At 58.7% G+C, this 14,111-nt stretch carries 20 protein-coding genes; 5 read left to right on the plus strand and 15 right to left on the minus strand.

Annotated elements, in window-relative coordinates:
* Positions 1-52 precede the first annotated feature (52 nt).
* The 12 genes from ACN8M7_RS18080 to ACN8M7_RS18135 form a co-directional block, all read right to left on the minus strand.
* Positions 53-1,300, minus strand: a complete 1,248-nt coding sequence (locus tag ACN8M7_RS18080) for a hypothetical protein (RefSeq protein ID WP_490261673.1) — start codon at positions 1,298-1,300, stop codon at positions 53-55.
* 542 nt (positions 1,301-1,842) lie between these two features.
* Positions 1,843-2,241: a hypothetical protein gene (locus ACN8M7_RS18085; RefSeq protein ID WP_490261674.1), complete on the minus strand. Its 399-nt coding sequence runs from the start codon at positions 2,239-2,241 to the stop codon at positions 1,843-1,845.
* A complete protein-coding gene (locus ACN8M7_RS18090) occupies positions 2,234-2,575 on the minus strand; it encodes a hypothetical protein (protein ID WP_490261675.1) in 342 nt (113 codons plus the stop codon). Before ACN8M7_RS18090 ends, ACN8M7_RS18085 begins: the two co-directional genes overlap by 8 nt.
* A complete protein-coding gene (locus ACN8M7_RS18095) occupies positions 2,568-2,783 on the minus strand; it encodes a hypothetical protein (RefSeq protein WP_074940771.1) in 216 nt (71 codons plus the stop codon). The genes ACN8M7_RS18090 and ACN8M7_RS18095 overlap by 8 nt, the downstream gene beginning before the upstream one ends.
* Positions 2,780-2,944, minus strand: coding sequence for an Arc family DNA-binding protein (locus ACN8M7_RS18100; RefSeq protein ID WP_490261676.1), 165 nt, complete (start codon positions 2,942-2,944; stop codon positions 2,780-2,782). Before ACN8M7_RS18100 ends, ACN8M7_RS18095 begins: the two co-directional genes overlap by 4 nt.
* On the minus strand, positions 2,941-3,159 hold the full coding sequence (locus ACN8M7_RS18105; protein WP_266208074.1) for a DNA-binding protein: 219 nt from the start codon (positions 3,157-3,159) through the stop codon (positions 2,941-2,943). Before ACN8M7_RS18105 ends, ACN8M7_RS18100 begins: the two co-directional genes overlap by 4 nt.
* Positions 3,160-3,730: 571 nt before the next feature.
* Positions 3,731-4,117, minus strand: coding sequence for a hypothetical protein (locus tag ACN8M7_RS18110; RefSeq protein ID WP_490261677.1), 387 nt, complete (start codon positions 4,115-4,117; stop codon positions 3,731-3,733).
* A gap of 55 nt (positions 4,118-4,172) precedes the next feature.
* Complete coding sequence (locus ACN8M7_RS18115) at positions 4,173-4,376, minus strand: hypothetical protein (protein WP_490261678.1); 204 nt, start codon at positions 4,374-4,376, stop codon at positions 4,173-4,175.
* Between the two features lie 85 nt (positions 4,377-4,461).
* Positions 4,462-4,770: a hypothetical protein gene (locus ACN8M7_RS18120; RefSeq protein ID WP_490261679.1), complete on the minus strand. Its 309-nt coding sequence runs from the start codon at positions 4,768-4,770 to the stop codon at positions 4,462-4,464.
* 119 nt (positions 4,771-4,889) lie between these two features.
* Positions 4,890-5,378 (minus strand): contact-dependent growth inhibition system immunity protein, encoded by a 489-nt coding sequence (locus ACN8M7_RS18125; RefSeq protein ID WP_490261680.1) that lies wholly within the window; start codon positions 5,376-5,378, stop codon positions 4,890-4,892.
* A gap of 109 nt (positions 5,379-5,487) precedes the next feature.
* A complete protein-coding gene (locus ACN8M7_RS18130; protein WP_061237386.1) occupies positions 5,488-5,721 on the minus strand; it encodes a hypothetical protein in 234 nt (77 codons plus the stop codon).
* An 86-nt stretch (positions 5,722-5,807) separates the two neighbouring features.
* The gene (locus ACN8M7_RS18135) at positions 5,808-6,086 is read right to left on the minus strand and encodes a hypothetical protein (RefSeq protein ID WP_153020740.1); all 279 of its coding nucleotides are present in this window, start codon (positions 6,084-6,086) and stop codon (positions 5,808-5,810) included.
* A gap of 925 nt (positions 6,087-7,011) precedes the next feature.
* On the opposite strand from ACN8M7_RS18135, the gene ACN8M7_RS18140 reads away from it, so the two are divergent.
* Positions 7,012-8,145: a mechanosensitive ion channel family protein gene (locus ACN8M7_RS18140; RefSeq protein ID WP_490261681.1), complete on the plus strand. Its 1,134-nt coding sequence runs from the start codon at positions 7,012-7,014 to the stop codon at positions 8,143-8,145.
* On the opposite strand, the gene ACN8M7_RS18145 is transcribed toward ACN8M7_RS18140, so the two are convergent.
* The gene (locus ACN8M7_RS18145; protein ID WP_156458653.1) at positions 8,142-8,474 is read right to left on the minus strand and encodes a hypothetical protein; all 333 of its coding nucleotides are present in this window, start codon (positions 8,472-8,474) and stop codon (positions 8,142-8,144) included. The two genes, ACN8M7_RS18140 and ACN8M7_RS18145, sit on opposite strands and share 4 nt — an antisense overlap.
* 96 nt (positions 8,475-8,570) lie before the next feature.
* Here ACN8M7_RS18145 and ACN8M7_RS18150 point away from each other — a divergent pair, with 96 nt between their 5' ends.
* Together ACN8M7_RS18150 and ACN8M7_RS18155 are read left to right on the plus strand one after the other, a co-directional pair.
* Entirely contained in the window at positions 8,571-10,022 is a 1,452-nt protein-coding gene (locus tag ACN8M7_RS18150) for a high affinity choline transporter 1 (RefSeq protein WP_061242826.1), read from the plus strand.
* Between the two features lie 111 nt (positions 10,023-10,133).
* Positions 10,134-10,832: an endonuclease gene (locus ACN8M7_RS18155; protein ID WP_490261682.1), complete on the plus strand. Its 699-nt coding sequence runs from the start codon at positions 10,134-10,136 to the stop codon at positions 10,830-10,832.
* Positions 10,833-10,935: 103 nt separating this feature from the next.
* Here the strand turns inward: ACN8M7_RS18155 and ACN8M7_RS18160 are convergent, their stop codons facing one another.
* Positions 10,936-11,133 carry a hypothetical protein gene (locus ACN8M7_RS18160; RefSeq protein ID WP_490261683.1) on the minus strand — a complete coding sequence of 66 codons (198 nt, stop codon included), beginning with the start codon at positions 11,131-11,133 and terminating at the stop codon, positions 10,936-10,938.
* Positions 11,134-11,206: 73 nt separating this feature from the next.
* Here ACN8M7_RS18160 and ACN8M7_RS18165 point away from each other — a divergent pair, with 73 nt between their 5' ends.
* Positions 11,207-12,727, plus strand: a complete 1,521-nt coding sequence (locus ACN8M7_RS18165) for a sigma-54-dependent transcriptional regulator (protein ID WP_061237560.1) — start codon at positions 11,207-11,209, stop codon at positions 12,725-12,727.
* Positions 12,728-12,830: 103 nt separating this feature from the next.
* Here ACN8M7_RS18165 and sodC read toward each other — a convergent pair whose 3' ends face one another.
* The gene (gene sodC / locus ACN8M7_RS18170) at positions 12,831-13,382 is read right to left on the minus strand and encodes a superoxide dismutase family protein (protein ID WP_061237561.1); all 552 of its coding nucleotides are present in this window, start codon (positions 13,380-13,382) and stop codon (positions 12,831-12,833) included.
* A gap of 343 nt (positions 13,383-13,725) precedes the next feature.
* Here sodC and gcvH point away from each other — a divergent pair, with 343 nt between their 5' ends.
* Entirely contained in the window at positions 13,726-14,109 is a 384-nt protein-coding gene (gene gcvH / locus ACN8M7_RS18175; protein ID WP_490261684.1) for a glycine cleavage system protein GcvH, read from the plus strand.
* Positions 14,110-14,111 lie beyond the last annotated feature (2 nt).

Here is a 14,111-nt window from a genome sequence, read left to right on the forward strand (position 1 = left end):
AGAGCATTAACGTCAGCGTGTTTGTCTTGTTTGTGTATTTGGCAAACAAACATCACACAGCCCTACCCCACCTGACATGCCGTTCCTCCAGGATGTTCTTGAGGTGCTTGTACAGCCCATCCTCATCCATGCCCTTGGCGGCGTAGTGGTCACGAATCACCGGCCAGCATTCCCAATCCTTGAGCCGGTAAAAACCCTTTCTAGCGCCCACTCGCTCCCGTGCCAGCAGGCTGACGAAGTTTCCCAGGAACAGTTCCACGTTCTTGCCGGAGAAGCCCCGAGACGTTTTGTAGTTGCGCTTGTACTCAGTGTCATCGAGCAGCGAATCGACCGGCAGGTCGACGCGGGCATCTTCACGCAGCAGGGTCCAGATCGGTTCGTAGTAACCAGGGCGAGCCAGCAACTTGAATTGCTGCATGCCGTAGCGCCAGAGGCCATCCAAGTGAGGCGTGAAGGCGGCGTAGCTGTTCGTATCGATGGCGTTGCCGGTGTGCAGATCGACCGAGCCGCTGGCGAATTGCTGGATAACCGAATGGTGGTAACGCAGTTCGATACGCCAGACAGCCTGGTCCCGGTTGTAGTTGTCCGGATCGCCTTCGTCGAAGCTGTCACGACGCCGCCAGACGCCTTCCCAGTAGTCGAGCTTGTCGGTGGCCTTGGCCTGTTCGGTCTTGTTGTAGATCGCCAATTGCACACCACCGGCTGAGCCGAACATGTAGGTCTCGCCGCGGCCGTAGACGCTGCTTTTCGTGTCCCAGGTAATCTCCTTGATGCCGGAGATATCGCGGGCGGATCGTGCGCGGCAGTGCATGCGGGCGACCAGATCAGCGGGCGGTTGCCAGCCTTGAACATCCAGGGCGAGATGGACCGCGCATTGGTTGCGTTCAATGTTGGTAAGGATCTGCTCGGCATAGAAGTCCATGCGGGCCTGGAGGCGCTCGGGCGACAGGCTGTCGATGGCATGGGGTGACACTTCGATTTTCAGGTGTGGGCCGATGTTCTCGACTTTGGCGTTGTAGTTCTTGAGCAGCAGCACGAAGCCTAGGTCGGCGTTCTGCAGCTTGTACTGATAGCCAGAATCCTTGCTCACACGGCCTGCATGCCAGCGCTCTCCCGCGAAGTCGACGATGGTGCCGGGCTTATCGAACAGGCACAGCAGCTCCGGTCGGAGCAGACCACGGTAGAGCTGGCGGACGGTATCCACGCCGCAGTGCAGCAAGCGGACTTTCGACAGGTCGACAATGCGGGCGTTGCCCGGGTCTACGAACAGCCGACCGGTCGCGTCTTCACGTGCCAGCATGTCGAGTCTCAGGAAATCTTTTGGCTTTTTCACTCAGTCACCTATTGCTGATTACTGCGGAAGTTTTCGTCTTACTTTCTGACGTGTTACAGGGGCGTCAGGCGGCGCGCGGCGCCCGCCGGGGGCCCCGCCCGCAAGCGGGTTCCCTCCCCGTGCGCGCCGTGCGCACCGCCGCTGTCGCGCGCACGCGCGCCTCGTGCCTCGGCGTGCGTACGTGCGCTAGCGGCTTCGCACGCTTCTCTCTCCCTCCAGGGCTCGGGGTACTCACTGCGGTCTTGCTGGTCGAACAAGCACGGTTGTTCCTGGATGTAGGAAGGCACCTGGGGACGTTCAAAGGGCGGGAGGCTGGCGTACCAGAGGAAGGCGCTCAGCAGCGCCAGGAATACAAGGTGCAGGCAGTCAGCGAAGTGCAGCGGGCGGGACTTGATCAACACCAAGGGCTTTGCCCTTGTCATCCCACTCTTGCCGCCGAGGGCTCGGGAGCGCGGGGCGGTGAAGCTGCCCCACTCTCCCGTGGTCAGGCTCGTTCTCATGGCGTGGGGTCAAGGGTGCGCTGCGCCCGTGCTTCCGTTCGCCGGAACGGTGGAGCTGTTCCGACGAGCCGGGAGCGCGGCCCCTGACCCGGCAGCATCGGGGGAATGGGTCAGGGTCATGCGGTCCAGTACGTTGCCGGAACCCTGCCGGTCGCGGTGCCGCATCGCCCTGATAGAGCAAATGTCATCGAAGTAGAACTCGTTGGGGTTGCGCGTGCTGGAGCTGAGTTCGACGCCCAGGAAGCACGGCGCACCTTGCATATCCGGCGTCGGGATCAGCACGCCGACAATCTGGATGCATTGCCAGAAGGATTCCGGCTCAGCGTCCCAGGCGGTTTCAACCAGCACGGTCTTGCCGACATAGCTCAGGGCAGTAGCAGCATCGAGCTGGATACGTGGCTTACGCATGGCTGCACTCCCCTTCCTTGGCTTGGTCCTGGAACAGGTGCGGCAGCGGTAGGCGATCCAGCACCTTGCCGGTTGCGTGACGATCACGCACGACGCGGAGGGTGTTGATGTTGTCGAAGTAGACCTCTAGCGGCAGGTCTTCGCTGCCATCGAACGGCATGACGAGGAAGTAGCCGTCTTCAAACACACCCGGCACCGGCAGCACCACGCCTACGATGTGGTAGCAGCGCCAGAGCATGTCGTTGTCGCCGCCCCAGCGCAGTTCGACGAGCACGGTCTGGCCTATGAAGCCGATAGCGGTGATGGGATCGAACACCAGGGCGGGCTTAGACATGGGCGTAGTCCCCCGCTTTGAACACGGTCTTACCCTTCTCCAGATCAGCACGCAGGCGGGCAAGGTTGACCATGCGGAAGTCGGCCAGCTTCATGCTGGGAATGGTCTGGCTGTCTACCCAGTTGATGACCTCTTCGACCGTCACGCCACTTAGCTCGGCGAAGGTCTTCACGCTGCACAGGTCGAGGCTTTCGTTAGTGGCGGTCATTGGGTGCCCTCCTTGGCGGCTTTGTCCTGGGCGTAGCTCGCTTCCAGGCGAATGACGACTTCCGAGTTCATCGAACGGCGCGAGGCGAAGGCGGACTGTTCGATCTTGGCGCGCAGCTCGGGCGGTACGCGCAGCTTGAATTGCGGGTCTGTTCGGCTCACAGCGTCCACTCCTGTTCCAGTAGTTGCTGGGTCAACAAGGCCACGTTGACCAGGGTGCGTTTACCCACCTTCTTGGAAGGCAGGTAGTTACGTTCCACCCAGGTGCGCACCACGATGGGTTCGTCGCCCATGCCGATCCACTCGGCGAACTTCTGCCACGGCATCAAGGGCGGTGCACCGTGCAGCTTTTGCGGGTCGAGACCTTCCGTATCCATAAGCTTTAATCCACTATGTTCGGCAATGTTCAGCATTCCGAGGGAGCAAATATAACCCTCGGAGCAAATATAGCCCCCACCGTGAGTGAGAGCAACATTTGCCCCCCCAATTAAGAGAAAATCAATATCTATATGGAAAGCTCAGGCGATAGGGCTCGTCTATTGATCAAGATGTATGGCCCCAAGAGGATCAGCACCGAAAGCGGTACTGACCACAACCGTTGGAAAAGCCTTAGCAAAGGCGCAGTGCGAATCAGCACTGAAGAGATCGACGTACTGGTGAAGATCTACCCCCAATACGCCCTATGGCTGGCTAGCGGCCAGATTGCACCTGCAGCTGGCCAAACCAGCCCGACCTACGACGAAGCCAACCGAAACTTGAGCCAACCCAACGCGGGATAGCAATCACCCAGGAAGCAGCTAGACGCTGGTATGCCCGAGCACATGGAGCCAAGTGCGATTGAATCGATTCGGATGGTAACGCTTGGTTAAGGGGCGGGTTTTAGCCCGTCCCAGTGAGCGAAGCGAACGGTTTGAAGCAGTTGTTAGCCGCTTGGAGAGTTGCATAGGTTTAACCATTGGGCTCTGCATCAAGGCGACCATGACTGTGATAATTAAGAAAGTCTCGCATTGCAGGGGTAATATTCTCTTGAGAGGCAATTCGCCAAAATTTCCTTTCGCCGAGTATTGGGACAAAGCGCTTAATTAATTCTTGGGCTGTGTTGTGATGACCTTCACGCAGCCAGTGCCGGAATATTTTATCTAGCTCCTTTCTAGGTAGCTGTGATGCCTGTACGAGAACCAAAGCGAATCGAAAATTTATAGGCCATAGTTGCTTAATGAATTCGATGCGTTCCTCTACATCAAGAGATAGAAGCCATTTTTTCAAATCCGACTCAACCTGCGCCATTCCAGGCCGGGTAGCAAATTGTTCAGGTGTGAATGCTGGTATGTTCATGTGGCTAACGATTTAGCCAGTCCCAGCGAACGAAGTGAGCGATTTGAGCGCATGGTTAGAGAATACCCATTTCTTCAGGCCATGCCTCATCACCTAATGACTTGGCAGATTTAACTAGGCACTGCTTTTCAGCCTCGGATGCTGAACCAAGCTCGGCAGCAATTGCTTCCAAAAGCGCCACGTCATCATCGCTGTCCGAGTTACTTCGAGCATTGATGTGTTTGCATGCAAGGATCAGCGTACGAGCGAGGACTTCCATAGTGTTCTCTAACGTTTGGTTAAGGGGCCGGCTTTAGCCGGTCCCGAGTGAGCGAAGCGAACGGCTTGAACCATTTGTTAGGCTGTTAGTAATTTGCTTCGATGATTTTAATCTGCCAATCATCCCAATTTTTAACTCCAAGTGCATCGACAGTAGAGTTAGGATGTTTTTTTAGCCACCAAGACGCTACGGCTTCATACTCTTGTGCGTTTAACTCAAATGGTTCCCAGCTCCCCATTCTTGAGTCTTGGTCGCAAGGATCAGAACCTTTCTTGAAAAATTCATTTAGAAAGCCACAAGGAGGAAAGAAGGGTGAGCACTCAATGACGCCGAAAATACCATAAAGAACTTTGGTGTTTTCGGTCAGTACCTTTTTGGCACGTTCGGTTCTCATAACTGCGGTAGCCTAACGCCTTGCTTACCGGCCCAACGGAGCAGAGCAAGCTTGTGGTAAAGTTTGCGCAGCAAACCACAAGCTTGCGACGCGTAGTTGGGTCCGAGTACAGCAACTTGTTATGCGAGTACTGCAGGAACGCATTTTTTTATAGCCTCTATAGCAAATTGCCCGAGGGTTAGATTATCTGACAAGGACTCCAGACTAAGCTTATGAGCCTCTCCGCGGCCCTCCCAGGCCGAACCTCTACGCTTTATATTCGGAGAAAACACAATTAATCCATCATGCTCGCGAACATTACAAAGAGCCATTTTTTGGAAAAGCTTCTGCTCGTTACTTATCTTTGTGTGTGCAAGCATAGTGGAAACCCATTGGCTCCAGCGGTCATCAGAAGTTCTATATTCCTGCGCTTCTTCGATTGTCATGGTTCTGCTCGATTCAAGCGCTCGCCTAATCTTCTCTCCCAACAGACTTGCATCTACATCTAGGGGAAGAAAACAGTGAAAGGAGTCTGGATCAGAGAACATCATTCTATAGCCAGACAACGATTCAATTATGAACATTCCTTTGATGGCTCGAATCGAGGCATTTTTACTTCCGTCTATCACAATCAATCACCACTGGAATATTTCACAATCGCATAACGATTAAGCTAAGGGGCGGGCTTTCGCCCGTCCCAGCGAACGGAGTGAGCGATTTGAGCGCATTGTTATGTGCCTACTCATCGTATTCAATGAAATCCCAAGGAATCTCTTTTTTGAAAATTTGAATAGACTCTTCCATTAGCTCAAGCGAAATTGATTCTTTGAACACAGTTATGGTTCGAGTTCTGTCCGTATCATCTCTGAAAATCTCAACGATTAATTCGTTATCTCGGTAGATTTCAACGCCGATCCCGTCTCGAGGATTCACATCGCTTGCGACTACAACTCTATCTTTAGGCAACGACATAAGCCTTCCTTTGGCACATAACGTTTGGTTAAGGGGCCGGCTTTAGCCGGTCCCGAGTGAGCGAAGCGAGCGGCTTGAACCATTTGTTAGGTATTCACCTCATTTCTTCTACCGGCTGCAAGCCAATGAATAAATAGAAAGGCCTGAATTGCCACTGCAATGAAAGCTCCTGGTAAATATGCAGATTCGGAACCGAAAACATGGACGAAGGCCATGCCAGTTATCCAACCAATAGGTAGGAAAGGAATAGATAAAATTATGCCGAGCATCATGATGCCGCCACCTAATAGGTTGGTGATGGGGAATATAGATGCATAAGCTAGTGCAATGGCTAGCTGTACTGTGAGAGGGCGCCACGTTTCCATGTGATACCTAACGTTTGGTTAAGGGGCGGGCTTTAGCCCGTCCCAGTGAGCGCAGCGAACGATTTGAACCACTAGTTAGGCTGCTATCTGGTGTAAGTGACAAATGGCGTATTAGCTCTGTAGCCAGATGTTCTCTAAGACCCTAGTATATTCAGTCAGGTCGTCGGAGTAGTGCTTCCGTCCGAGATCTTTGAGGATACCGGCACCGACCAACTCAGCTACTACTCGATCGGTAACGTCCACATAGGACGCAACATCAGACGAGCTTCCGCCGGGAAATGGCCATTCTCCGTAAGTGTCTGACACAAATGCCATCTGATCACCTGCACATTCCAGCATGTACCAAGTGCTCATCGCTGCTGCTGCAGCATTACCTGCAAGCTCTAATTTCGTGGACGCCGATATATGCGCGAAGGTGAGCACCTCGCACCGAGTAAAATTTACGAGTTCGTATCCGACGGCCATTATCATTTCACCTAACAGTGATTAGATAGTCTTCTTCACTAACACATTAGTAGAGCCGGCGGTATAACTACGGCACCGCAGGGTGCAACCATCCATAGCAAACACTTACAAATCAATAACTTACACAGAAGGCTATACGACTGAGCGTATTCGCTTGACTTCCACATTTTGCGCTTTCATTACTACTGGGCAGATATACACAAAAGCACTGCGACGGTGCAAGGACAGCGAGGAAGCGTGTCGAAAAAGTGTCGAAATCACTGCAAGGGATAGCGGAAAAATGCTGTAGCCGCAGGACTGCAAGGCCAGAAAAGCCGGGCATTGCGGATCACTGCACGTGGCTGGAAAGGGTTCGATTACCCCAACACTGAACTAACCCAAACCACTCACCCATCCTCCGGAACTTCTGCCCCCCAACGCCACCAGAACCCTATACGTCTTTTTCTGGAGGCCCCTGGCGATGGAGCAGTGGAATATCTGGCTGAACCGCGATATCTGGCTCAACGTGGCGATTGTCCTGGTCGCTACAGCGCTGATCTACAGCGTACTGCGCACCTTGGTGAACACCCTGCACAAGCGGCTGAAGGCCGGGTCGAAGGATCGGGAGAGCAGTTGGGCGCATTTCATCGCCATGGTCATCGGCCGTACCAACCGTCTGTTGTTGTTGGCGTTTTCCCTGTTGCTGGCGTTGCGTCTGGCGGACTTGCCGCTCGCCTGGCAAAGCGCGCTGAGCCATACCTGGTTCGTCGCTCTGGCCCTGCAGGTCGCGCTGTGGGTCGATACCGGCGTGCGGCTGTGGTCGCGCAGCCTGGTGATGGGCAAGAGCGGCGGTCACTACAACCCGGTGATGACAACCATCATGAGCATCATGATCCTGATCGTGGTGTGGTCGGTGATGCTGCTGTCTATCCTGGCCAATCTGGGTGTGGATATCACCGCGCTGGTGGCCAGCCTCGGGGTTGGCGGTATCGCCGTGGCGCTGGCGGTGCAGACGGTGCTCAGCGATGTGTTCGCCTCGCTATCGATTGGCGTCGACAAGCCCTTCGAGATCGGCGACTTCGTGGTGTTCGGCGAGGTGGCCGGCACCATCGAGCATATCGGCCTGAAGACCACGCGCATCCGCAGCCTCAGTGGCGAGCAGGTGGTGTGCGCCAACGCCGATCTGCTGCGGCAGATCGTGCACAACTACAAGCGCATGGACACCCGCCGTATCGTCTTCAAGTTCGGCATCAACTACGACACCCCGAGCGACAAGGTGCGTCAGGTGGCCGACAAGGTCGGCGAGATTATCCGCGCCACACCCAAGACCCGCTTCGACCGCGCGCATTTTCTTGGCTTCGATGAAAGCCAGCTGACCTTCGAGGTGGTGTATATCGTGCTGAGCTCGGACTACAACCAGTACATGGACGTCCAGCAGGAGATCAATCTGCAACTGCTCGATGCCCTGCGCGAGCTGGACGTGCGCTTCGCCCTGCCTCGCCGCGACCTGCGCCTGGTGGGCGAGAAGATGCCGGTACTCAAGGTCGCCGGCCTGCCGCAGCAAACCGAGCGCGCCGATACCGCCAGCGATGGGCGCCTGCCACGCTTCAGTTAGCCACGCCTGCAAGGCAGGCCATTGCTGCAGCCCCCATCGTCCCTGGCCCGTCCCTTGAGGTGCGACCAACGCGTGCGCGACGCCTGGCGATCAGCAGTATTGGTGGCAAGCACATTCGTAAAATATCCACAACAGTCATCCAGAAAATTCACCTGGGCGCGCAATCTGGCTGTAATCACCGCATCAAGGGCTTGTCGTTTATCGCTTTTGCACAAAAAAAAGCCCTTCATCTGTTTGACATATTTTACGTTTTTGGCAGACTGCTCGCCCGTTGCGGCAGGTGGCCGTGAACCCGCTATGGCGATTGCCTGCGGGGTACCGATCGCCATTCGTGACGCGCCATGAAAACAACAATTCTGTCTGTCCAGGCGGCCTAGCGGGCACTGCCCACGCCGGACGACGGGCGAGCCACTGGTGTTCATCCCATGCTGATCTGGTTTGTTGCGATCTACCTGCTGTTCACCGTCGGTGTCGGCTTCTATGCATCCACCCGCGTCAAAAACTCCAAGGATTTCGCTGCCGGCGGCAGGAGCATGTCCTTCCCGCTGGTGGCGGCCATGGTGTTTGCCACCTGGTTCGGTTCGGAAGCCGTGCTGGGCATCCCGGCCACCTTCATCGAGGAAGGCTTCGCCGGCATCATCGAGGACCCGTTCGGCTCCTTTGGCTGCCTGATGCTGGTTGGCCTGGTCTTCGCCAGGCCGCTGTACCGCATGAACCTGCTGACCATCGGCGACTTCTTCCGCAAGCGTTACGGCCCACACGTGGAGATCTTCACCAGCCTGGTGATCATCGGCTCCTACCTGGGCTGGGTCGCGGCGCAGCTGACCGCGCTGGGCGTGGTGTTCAACGTGCTCTCCGACGGCTCGATCAGCACCACCCAGGGCATGCTGATCGGCACCGCCATCGTGCTGCTCTACACCCTGTTCGGCGGCATGTGGTCGGTGGCGCTGACCGACTTCATGCAGATGATCATCATCGTCGCCGGCCTGTGCTACCTGACCTGGCTGATCGGCGATATGGCCGGCGGCGCCGATGTGGTGATCAGCCATGCCGCTGCCGAAGGCAAGTTCACCTTCATGCATGCCTTCGAGCCACGCGACATCGTCGCCTTCATCGCTGCGGCGGTGACGCTGATGCTCGGTTCCATCCCGCAACAGGACGTGTACGCCCGGGTGATGTCGGCCAAGACCGAGAACATCGCCGCACGCGCCTCGATGGCCGGCGCGGTGTTCTACCTGTCGTTCTGCATGCTGCCGATCTTCCTCACCTACGCCGCCTCGCTGATCGATCCGGCGATGGTCCAGCAGTGGCTGGCGGAGGACGCGCAGATGATCCTGCCGCACCTGATCATGGAGCGCACGCCGCTGTTCGCCCAGGTGATGTTCTTCGGCGCGCTGCTCTCGGCGATCATGTCCACCGCCTCGGGCACGCTGCTGGCACCGTCGGTGACCTTCACCGAGAACATCCTGAAGAACTTCGTGCCGGTGATGAGCGACCGCCAGTTCCTGCTGGCCATGCGCGTCAGCGTGGTGGCCATGACCATCGCCACCTCGATCTTCGCCCTGAACTCCACGGCTAGCATCTACGAGATGGTCGGCAATGCCTACAAGGTGACCCTGGTGGCCGCGGTGGTGCCGCTGTTCGCCGGCCTGTTCTGGAAGCGTGCGACCACCCAGGGCGCGCTGCTGGCCATCTGTTTCGGTCTGACGAGTTGGGCAGCCCTGGAGCTGACCTACCAGGAAACCGACTTCTGGCCGCCGCAACTGGCGGGTCTGCTGCTGAGCCTGGCGGGCATGCTGATCGGTTCGCTGCTGCCGCAGTTCAGCCGCCATCGTGGCGAAAGCGTGCAGGCCATCACCGCCGCGGCCAAGGCGTGAGCGCCGGCGCCCTCCTGCCTGCAGGAGGGCGCTTTGCCACTATATAAGTCGTTGAAAAACCTTGATTTTCCATCTTCACATCGACGGCTGTGGCGGCTACTCTGCCGCCCCATGATTCGACGCCTACTCCCTCTGTTGTGCGGTTTCACCGCCCTTTCCCTGCACGCTGCACCCGCGACCTTTGCCGAGGCCAAGCGCCTGGCCTGGCCGCTGTATGAGCAGCAATCCACCGAGTTCTATTGCGGCTGCAAGTACAGCGGTAATCGCGTCGACCTGCGCTCATGTGGCTACACGCCGCGCAAGAACGCCAATCGCGCCCAGCGCATCGAGTGGGAACATATCGTCCCGGCCTGGGTGATCGGCCATCAGCGCCAGTGCTGGCAGAAAGGCGGACGCAAGAATTGCACGGCCCACGATACGCAGTTCCGCAAGGCCGAGGCCGACCTGCACAACCTGGTGCCGAGCATCGGCGAGGTAAACGGCGACCGCAGCAACTACAGCTTTGCCTGGCTACCGCAGAAGCCGCATCAATATGGTCGTTGCGAGACGGTGGTGGACTTCAAGGCGCGCAAGGTCATGCCGCGCCCGGCCATCCGCGGGATGATCGCCCGCACCTATTTCTATATGGCCGACCGCTACAAGCTGCGCCTGTCGAAACAGGATCGGCAGCTCTACGAAGCCTGGAGCAAGGCCTACCCGCCCAAGGCCTGGGAGCAGCAACGCAACCAGCAGGTGGCGTGCGTGATGGGCTGGGGCAACCCCTATGTGGGCAAGGTGGAGATGAGCCGCTGTGCGCGCAAACGCGCGTAGGGTCGCGGCTAAAGCCCCTCCCACAGATGCGGGAGACTTGTGGGAGGGGCTTTAGCCGCGGCAGCTTTGGCATACTCCAAACAGTCCCCGGACTGCATCCGGGCTACGCCAGGCGCTGTAACTCGCGCCGCACCATGTTGGCGAACTCCGCTGGGCTGAGCTGATACAGCTCCTGCGCCACCCAGGGCAACCAGCGCCCTTGCAGCTCTTCCTTGCGCGCCAACAGGCGCTGGGCCTCGGCTTCGGCGCGCGCCTGGTGCTCGCGGTGGTAGTCGGCGCGGCTCGGTTTTTCTGTACTCACGGTGTCGCCCTTTTCCTCATGCGCGGCAGAGCAGGCATAATCGCCGCCTGTTCGCCCATTTCGACCGTCATCAATGCGCATCCACGTCAGCTTCATCGACCGCGTCGGCATCACCCAGGAAGTCCTGGCGCTGCTTGGCGGGCGCAATCTGAACCTCGATGCGGTGGAGATGGTACCGCCAAACGTCTACATCGACGCACCGACCTTGAGCGCTGCGGTGCTCGAGGAACTGCGCGGTGCGCTGCTGCAGGTGCACGGCGTGCAGAGCGTGGAGGTGGTGGACATCCTCCCCGGCCAGCGCCGCCGGCTGCAGCTCGACGCCTTGCTCGCGGCCATGCCCGACCCGGTGTTGGCAGTGGATGACCGCGCCACCGTACTGCTGGCCAATCCGGCACTGATCGATTTGTATGGGCGCGCTCCCGAGGGCATGAACATCGCTGCGCTGTTCGCCGATGATGCACTGCAACACTCGCTGCTCGCCGCCGGGTTCCACCAGCCCCTGCGCGAGGTGCATTTCGCCGGCCAGCCGCTGCTGCTCGACGCCCAGCCGATCACTGAGGACGGTCGCCTCACCGGCGGCCTGCTCACTCTCTATGCGCCGAGCCGCATGGGTCAGCGCCTGGCTGCCCTGCATCACGACCATGCCGAGGGCTTCGACTCGCTGCTCGGCGAGTCGGCGCCGATTCGTGCGCTCAAGGCCCGCGCCCTGCGTGTGGCGTCGCTCGATGCGCCGCTGTTGATCCACGGTGAAACCGGCACCGGCAAGGAGCTGGTGGCGCGCGCCTGCCATACCGCCAGCGTGCGCCGCACCGCACCTTTTCTGGCGCTGAACTGCGCTGCTCTGCCGGAGAACCTGGCCGAGAGCGAGTTGTTCGGCTACGCCCCCGGCGCCTTTACCGGCGCCCAACGCGGCGGCAAGCCGGGGCTGCTGGAGCTGGCTAACCAGGGCACAGTGTTTCTCGACGAGATTGGTGAAATGTCGCCCTACCTGCAGGCCAAGCTGCTGCGTTTTCTGAGTGACGGCAGCTTCCGCCGCGTCGGCGGCGATCGCGAGGTGAAGGTGGACGTGCGCATCCTCAGCGCCACCCACCGCGATCTGGAGAAGATGGTCGCCGAAGGCAGCTTCCGCGAGGATCTGTTCTACCGCCTCAACGTGCTCAACCTGGAAGTGCCGCCGCTACGCGAGCGTGGCCAGGACATCCTACTGCTGGCCCAGCACTTCATGGCCCAGGCCTGCGCGCAGATCCAGCGCCTGCCCTGCCGCCTGGCGCCCGCTACCTTCCCGGCGCTGCTGGTCGGACGCTGGCCGGGCAACGTGCGCCAACTGCAGAACGTGATCTTCCGCGCCGCCGCCATCTGCGACAGCAACTGGGTGGAAATGGACGACCTGGATATTGCCGGCACCGAGGTAGCGCCGAGGGTCGAAGGTGAAGTGGCCAGCCTGGAACAGGCCATGGACGAGTACGAGAAGGCGCTGCTGGAAAAGCTCTACGACAGCCATCCATCCAGCCGCCAGCTCGCCGTGCGCCTGGGCACATCGCACACCGCCATCGCCAAGCGGCTGCGCAAGTACGGCATACCGGGCAAGCACTGACGCACTCGCCCTGCAGGGTGGGTTAGCCGGCGCAGCACCACCGCGCTGCCAGCTCACTCGCCGATCAGCACCGCTGCCCCACCCTAGGCGTCCTGGCGATGGCTTAGATCGGCGTGCTGCTGGTCGGCACCTTGATCACCCCGCAAGCCACACGCGCACCGCCGCCGCCCAGCGGCTTCGGATGGTCGGCATGGTTGTCCGAACCGGCGTGAATCATCAGCGCACGGTTATGCAGCTCCTCCAGATTCTTGAGTCGCGGCGCCAGCACCGGCTGGCTGGCAGTGCCGTCCGCCCCGACATACAGGGCAGGCAAATCGCCAAGGTGCGCGTCATCCTCCCAGGGGAAGCCATGGCGCCCGGCATCCTTCGGATCCCAATGCCCACCTGCGGCGCCAGCCGGTGTCAGCTTGCCATCGACCTCCATGGCGTTGCAGTTGGCCTTGGCGTGCACATGAAAGCCGTGAATGCCAGGCTCCAGGCCTTTCAGATCCGGGGTGAAGACCAGCCCGTAGGCGGACTCGCTGATGGTCACGGTGCCCACCGCCGCGCCCGGGCCCTTCTCGGTCGCTTGTTCCATAGTCACGTTGATGGTCTCGCTGGCCTGCACCGAGGCGGCGCCAAGCAGGGCGAAAGCCAGAGGAATCAGAGGTTTCATGCTGGGTCGAGCTCCTTGTCGATGAACTGTCTGCATGCCGACCCACCGAGGTGATCAGCAGTTCTAGACAATCAATGTATCGATTTCATTCCACCGTAACGATTAAGCAACAGACGGGTGAAACCCGCATTACGCCTAGCGCGACGCTGACTTTTCCATTTGCGACACGACATTCCGTATCGATAACGTTCCACAACCTTCTCAGGCACCGATCAAAAACCACCGAATAACAACATAAGCCATTGATTTTATTGGATTTTATAATCATGGCATTGGCATTGCTTACACACTACCACCTGCCCGCCACCTAGAAGCGGACACCTTTACCCCTTGAGGAGTTGACATGAGCGAGTTGCGTTTCACCGCCGATCACGAATGGCTGCGTCTGGACAACGATGGTCTGGTGACCGTCGGCATCACCCATTACGCCCAGGACGCGCTCGGCGACGTGGTGTACGTGCAACTGCCGGACGCCAAGTCCTATGCCCAGGGCGAGGAAGTAGCGGTGCTGGAATCGGTCAAGGCCGCCAGCAACATCGTCATGCCGCTGGACGGCGAGATCGTCGAAATCAATGGCGAGCTGGAAGGCGCCCCGGAGCTGGTCAACGAGTCGCCGCTGGACAAGGCCTGGTTCTTCCGCATGCGCCTGGCCGACAACGCCGTGCTGGCCGACCTGCTGGACAAGGCCGGCTATGATCGTCTGTTGAACGCCAACGCCGACGCCTGAGT

It is taken from the genome of Pseudomonas spartinae (assembly GCF_965197125.1).
In the GTDB taxonomy this organism is placed as follows: Bacteria; Pseudomonadota; Gammaproteobacteria; order Pseudomonadales; family Pseudomonadaceae; genus Aquipseudomonas; species Aquipseudomonas composti_A.

Bases quoted from the DNA above. Each gene is read 5' to 3' on its own strand.
- ACN8M7_RS18080 (WP_490261673.1), bottom strand. From the start codon at position 1,300: ATGCTGGCACGTGAAGACGCGACCGGTCGGCTGTTCGTAGACCCGGGC.
- ACN8M7_RS18085 (WP_490261674.1), bottom strand. From the start codon at position 2,241: ATGCGTAAGCCACGTATCCAGCTCGATGCTGCTACTGCCCTGAGCTAT.
- ACN8M7_RS18090 (WP_490261675.1), bottom strand. From the start codon at position 2,575: ATGTCTAAGCCCGCCCTGGTGTTCGATCCCATCACCGCTATCGGCTTC.
- ACN8M7_RS18095 (WP_074940771.1), bottom strand. From the start codon at position 2,783: ATGACCGCCACTAACGAAAGCCTCGACCTGTGCAGCGTGAAGACCTTC.
- ACN8M7_RS18105 (WP_266208074.1), bottom strand. From the start codon at position 3,159: ATGGATACGGAAGGTCTCGACCCGCAAAAGCTGCACGGTGCACCGCCC.
- ACN8M7_RS18110 (WP_490261677.1), bottom strand. From the start codon at position 4,117: ATGAACATACCAGCATTCACACCTGAACAATTTGCTACCCGGCCTGGA.
- ACN8M7_RS18115 (WP_490261678.1), bottom strand. From the start codon at position 4,376: ATGGAAGTCCTCGCTCGTACGCTGATCCTTGCATGCAAACACATCAAT.
- ACN8M7_RS18120 (WP_490261679.1), bottom strand. From the start codon at position 4,770: ATGAGAACCGAACGTGCCAAAAAGGTACTGACCGAAAACACCAAAGTT.
- ACN8M7_RS18130 (WP_061237386.1), bottom strand. From the start codon at position 5,721: ATGTCGTTGCCTAAAGATAGAGTTGTAGTCGCAAGCGATGTGAATCCT.
- ACN8M7_RS18135 (WP_153020740.1), bottom strand. From the start codon at position 6,086: ATGGAAACGTGGCGCCCTCTCACAGTACAGCTAGCCATTGCACTAGCT.
- ACN8M7_RS18140 (WP_490261681.1), top strand. From the start codon at position 7,012: ATGGAGCAGTGGAATATCTGGCTGAACCGCGATATCTGGCTCAACGTG.
- ACN8M7_RS18145 (WP_156458653.1), bottom strand. From the start codon at position 8,474: ATGGCGATCGGTACCCCGCAGGCAATCGCCATAGCGGGTTCACGGCCA.
- ACN8M7_RS18150 (WP_061242826.1), top strand. From the start codon at position 8,571: ATGCTGATCTGGTTTGTTGCGATCTACCTGCTGTTCACCGTCGGTGTC.
- ACN8M7_RS18155 (WP_490261682.1), top strand. From the start codon at position 10,134: ATGATTCGACGCCTACTCCCTCTGTTGTGCGGTTTCACCGCCCTTTCC.
- ACN8M7_RS18165 (WP_061237560.1), top strand. From the start codon at position 11,207: ATGCGCATCCACGTCAGCTTCATCGACCGCGTCGGCATCACCCAGGAA.
- sodC (WP_061237561.1), bottom strand. From the start codon at position 13,382: ATGAAACCTCTGATTCCTCTGGCTTTCGCCCTGCTTGGCGCCGCCTCG.
- gcvH (WP_490261684.1), top strand. From the start codon at position 13,726: ATGAGCGAGTTGCGTTTCACCGCCGATCACGAATGGCTGCGTCTGGAC.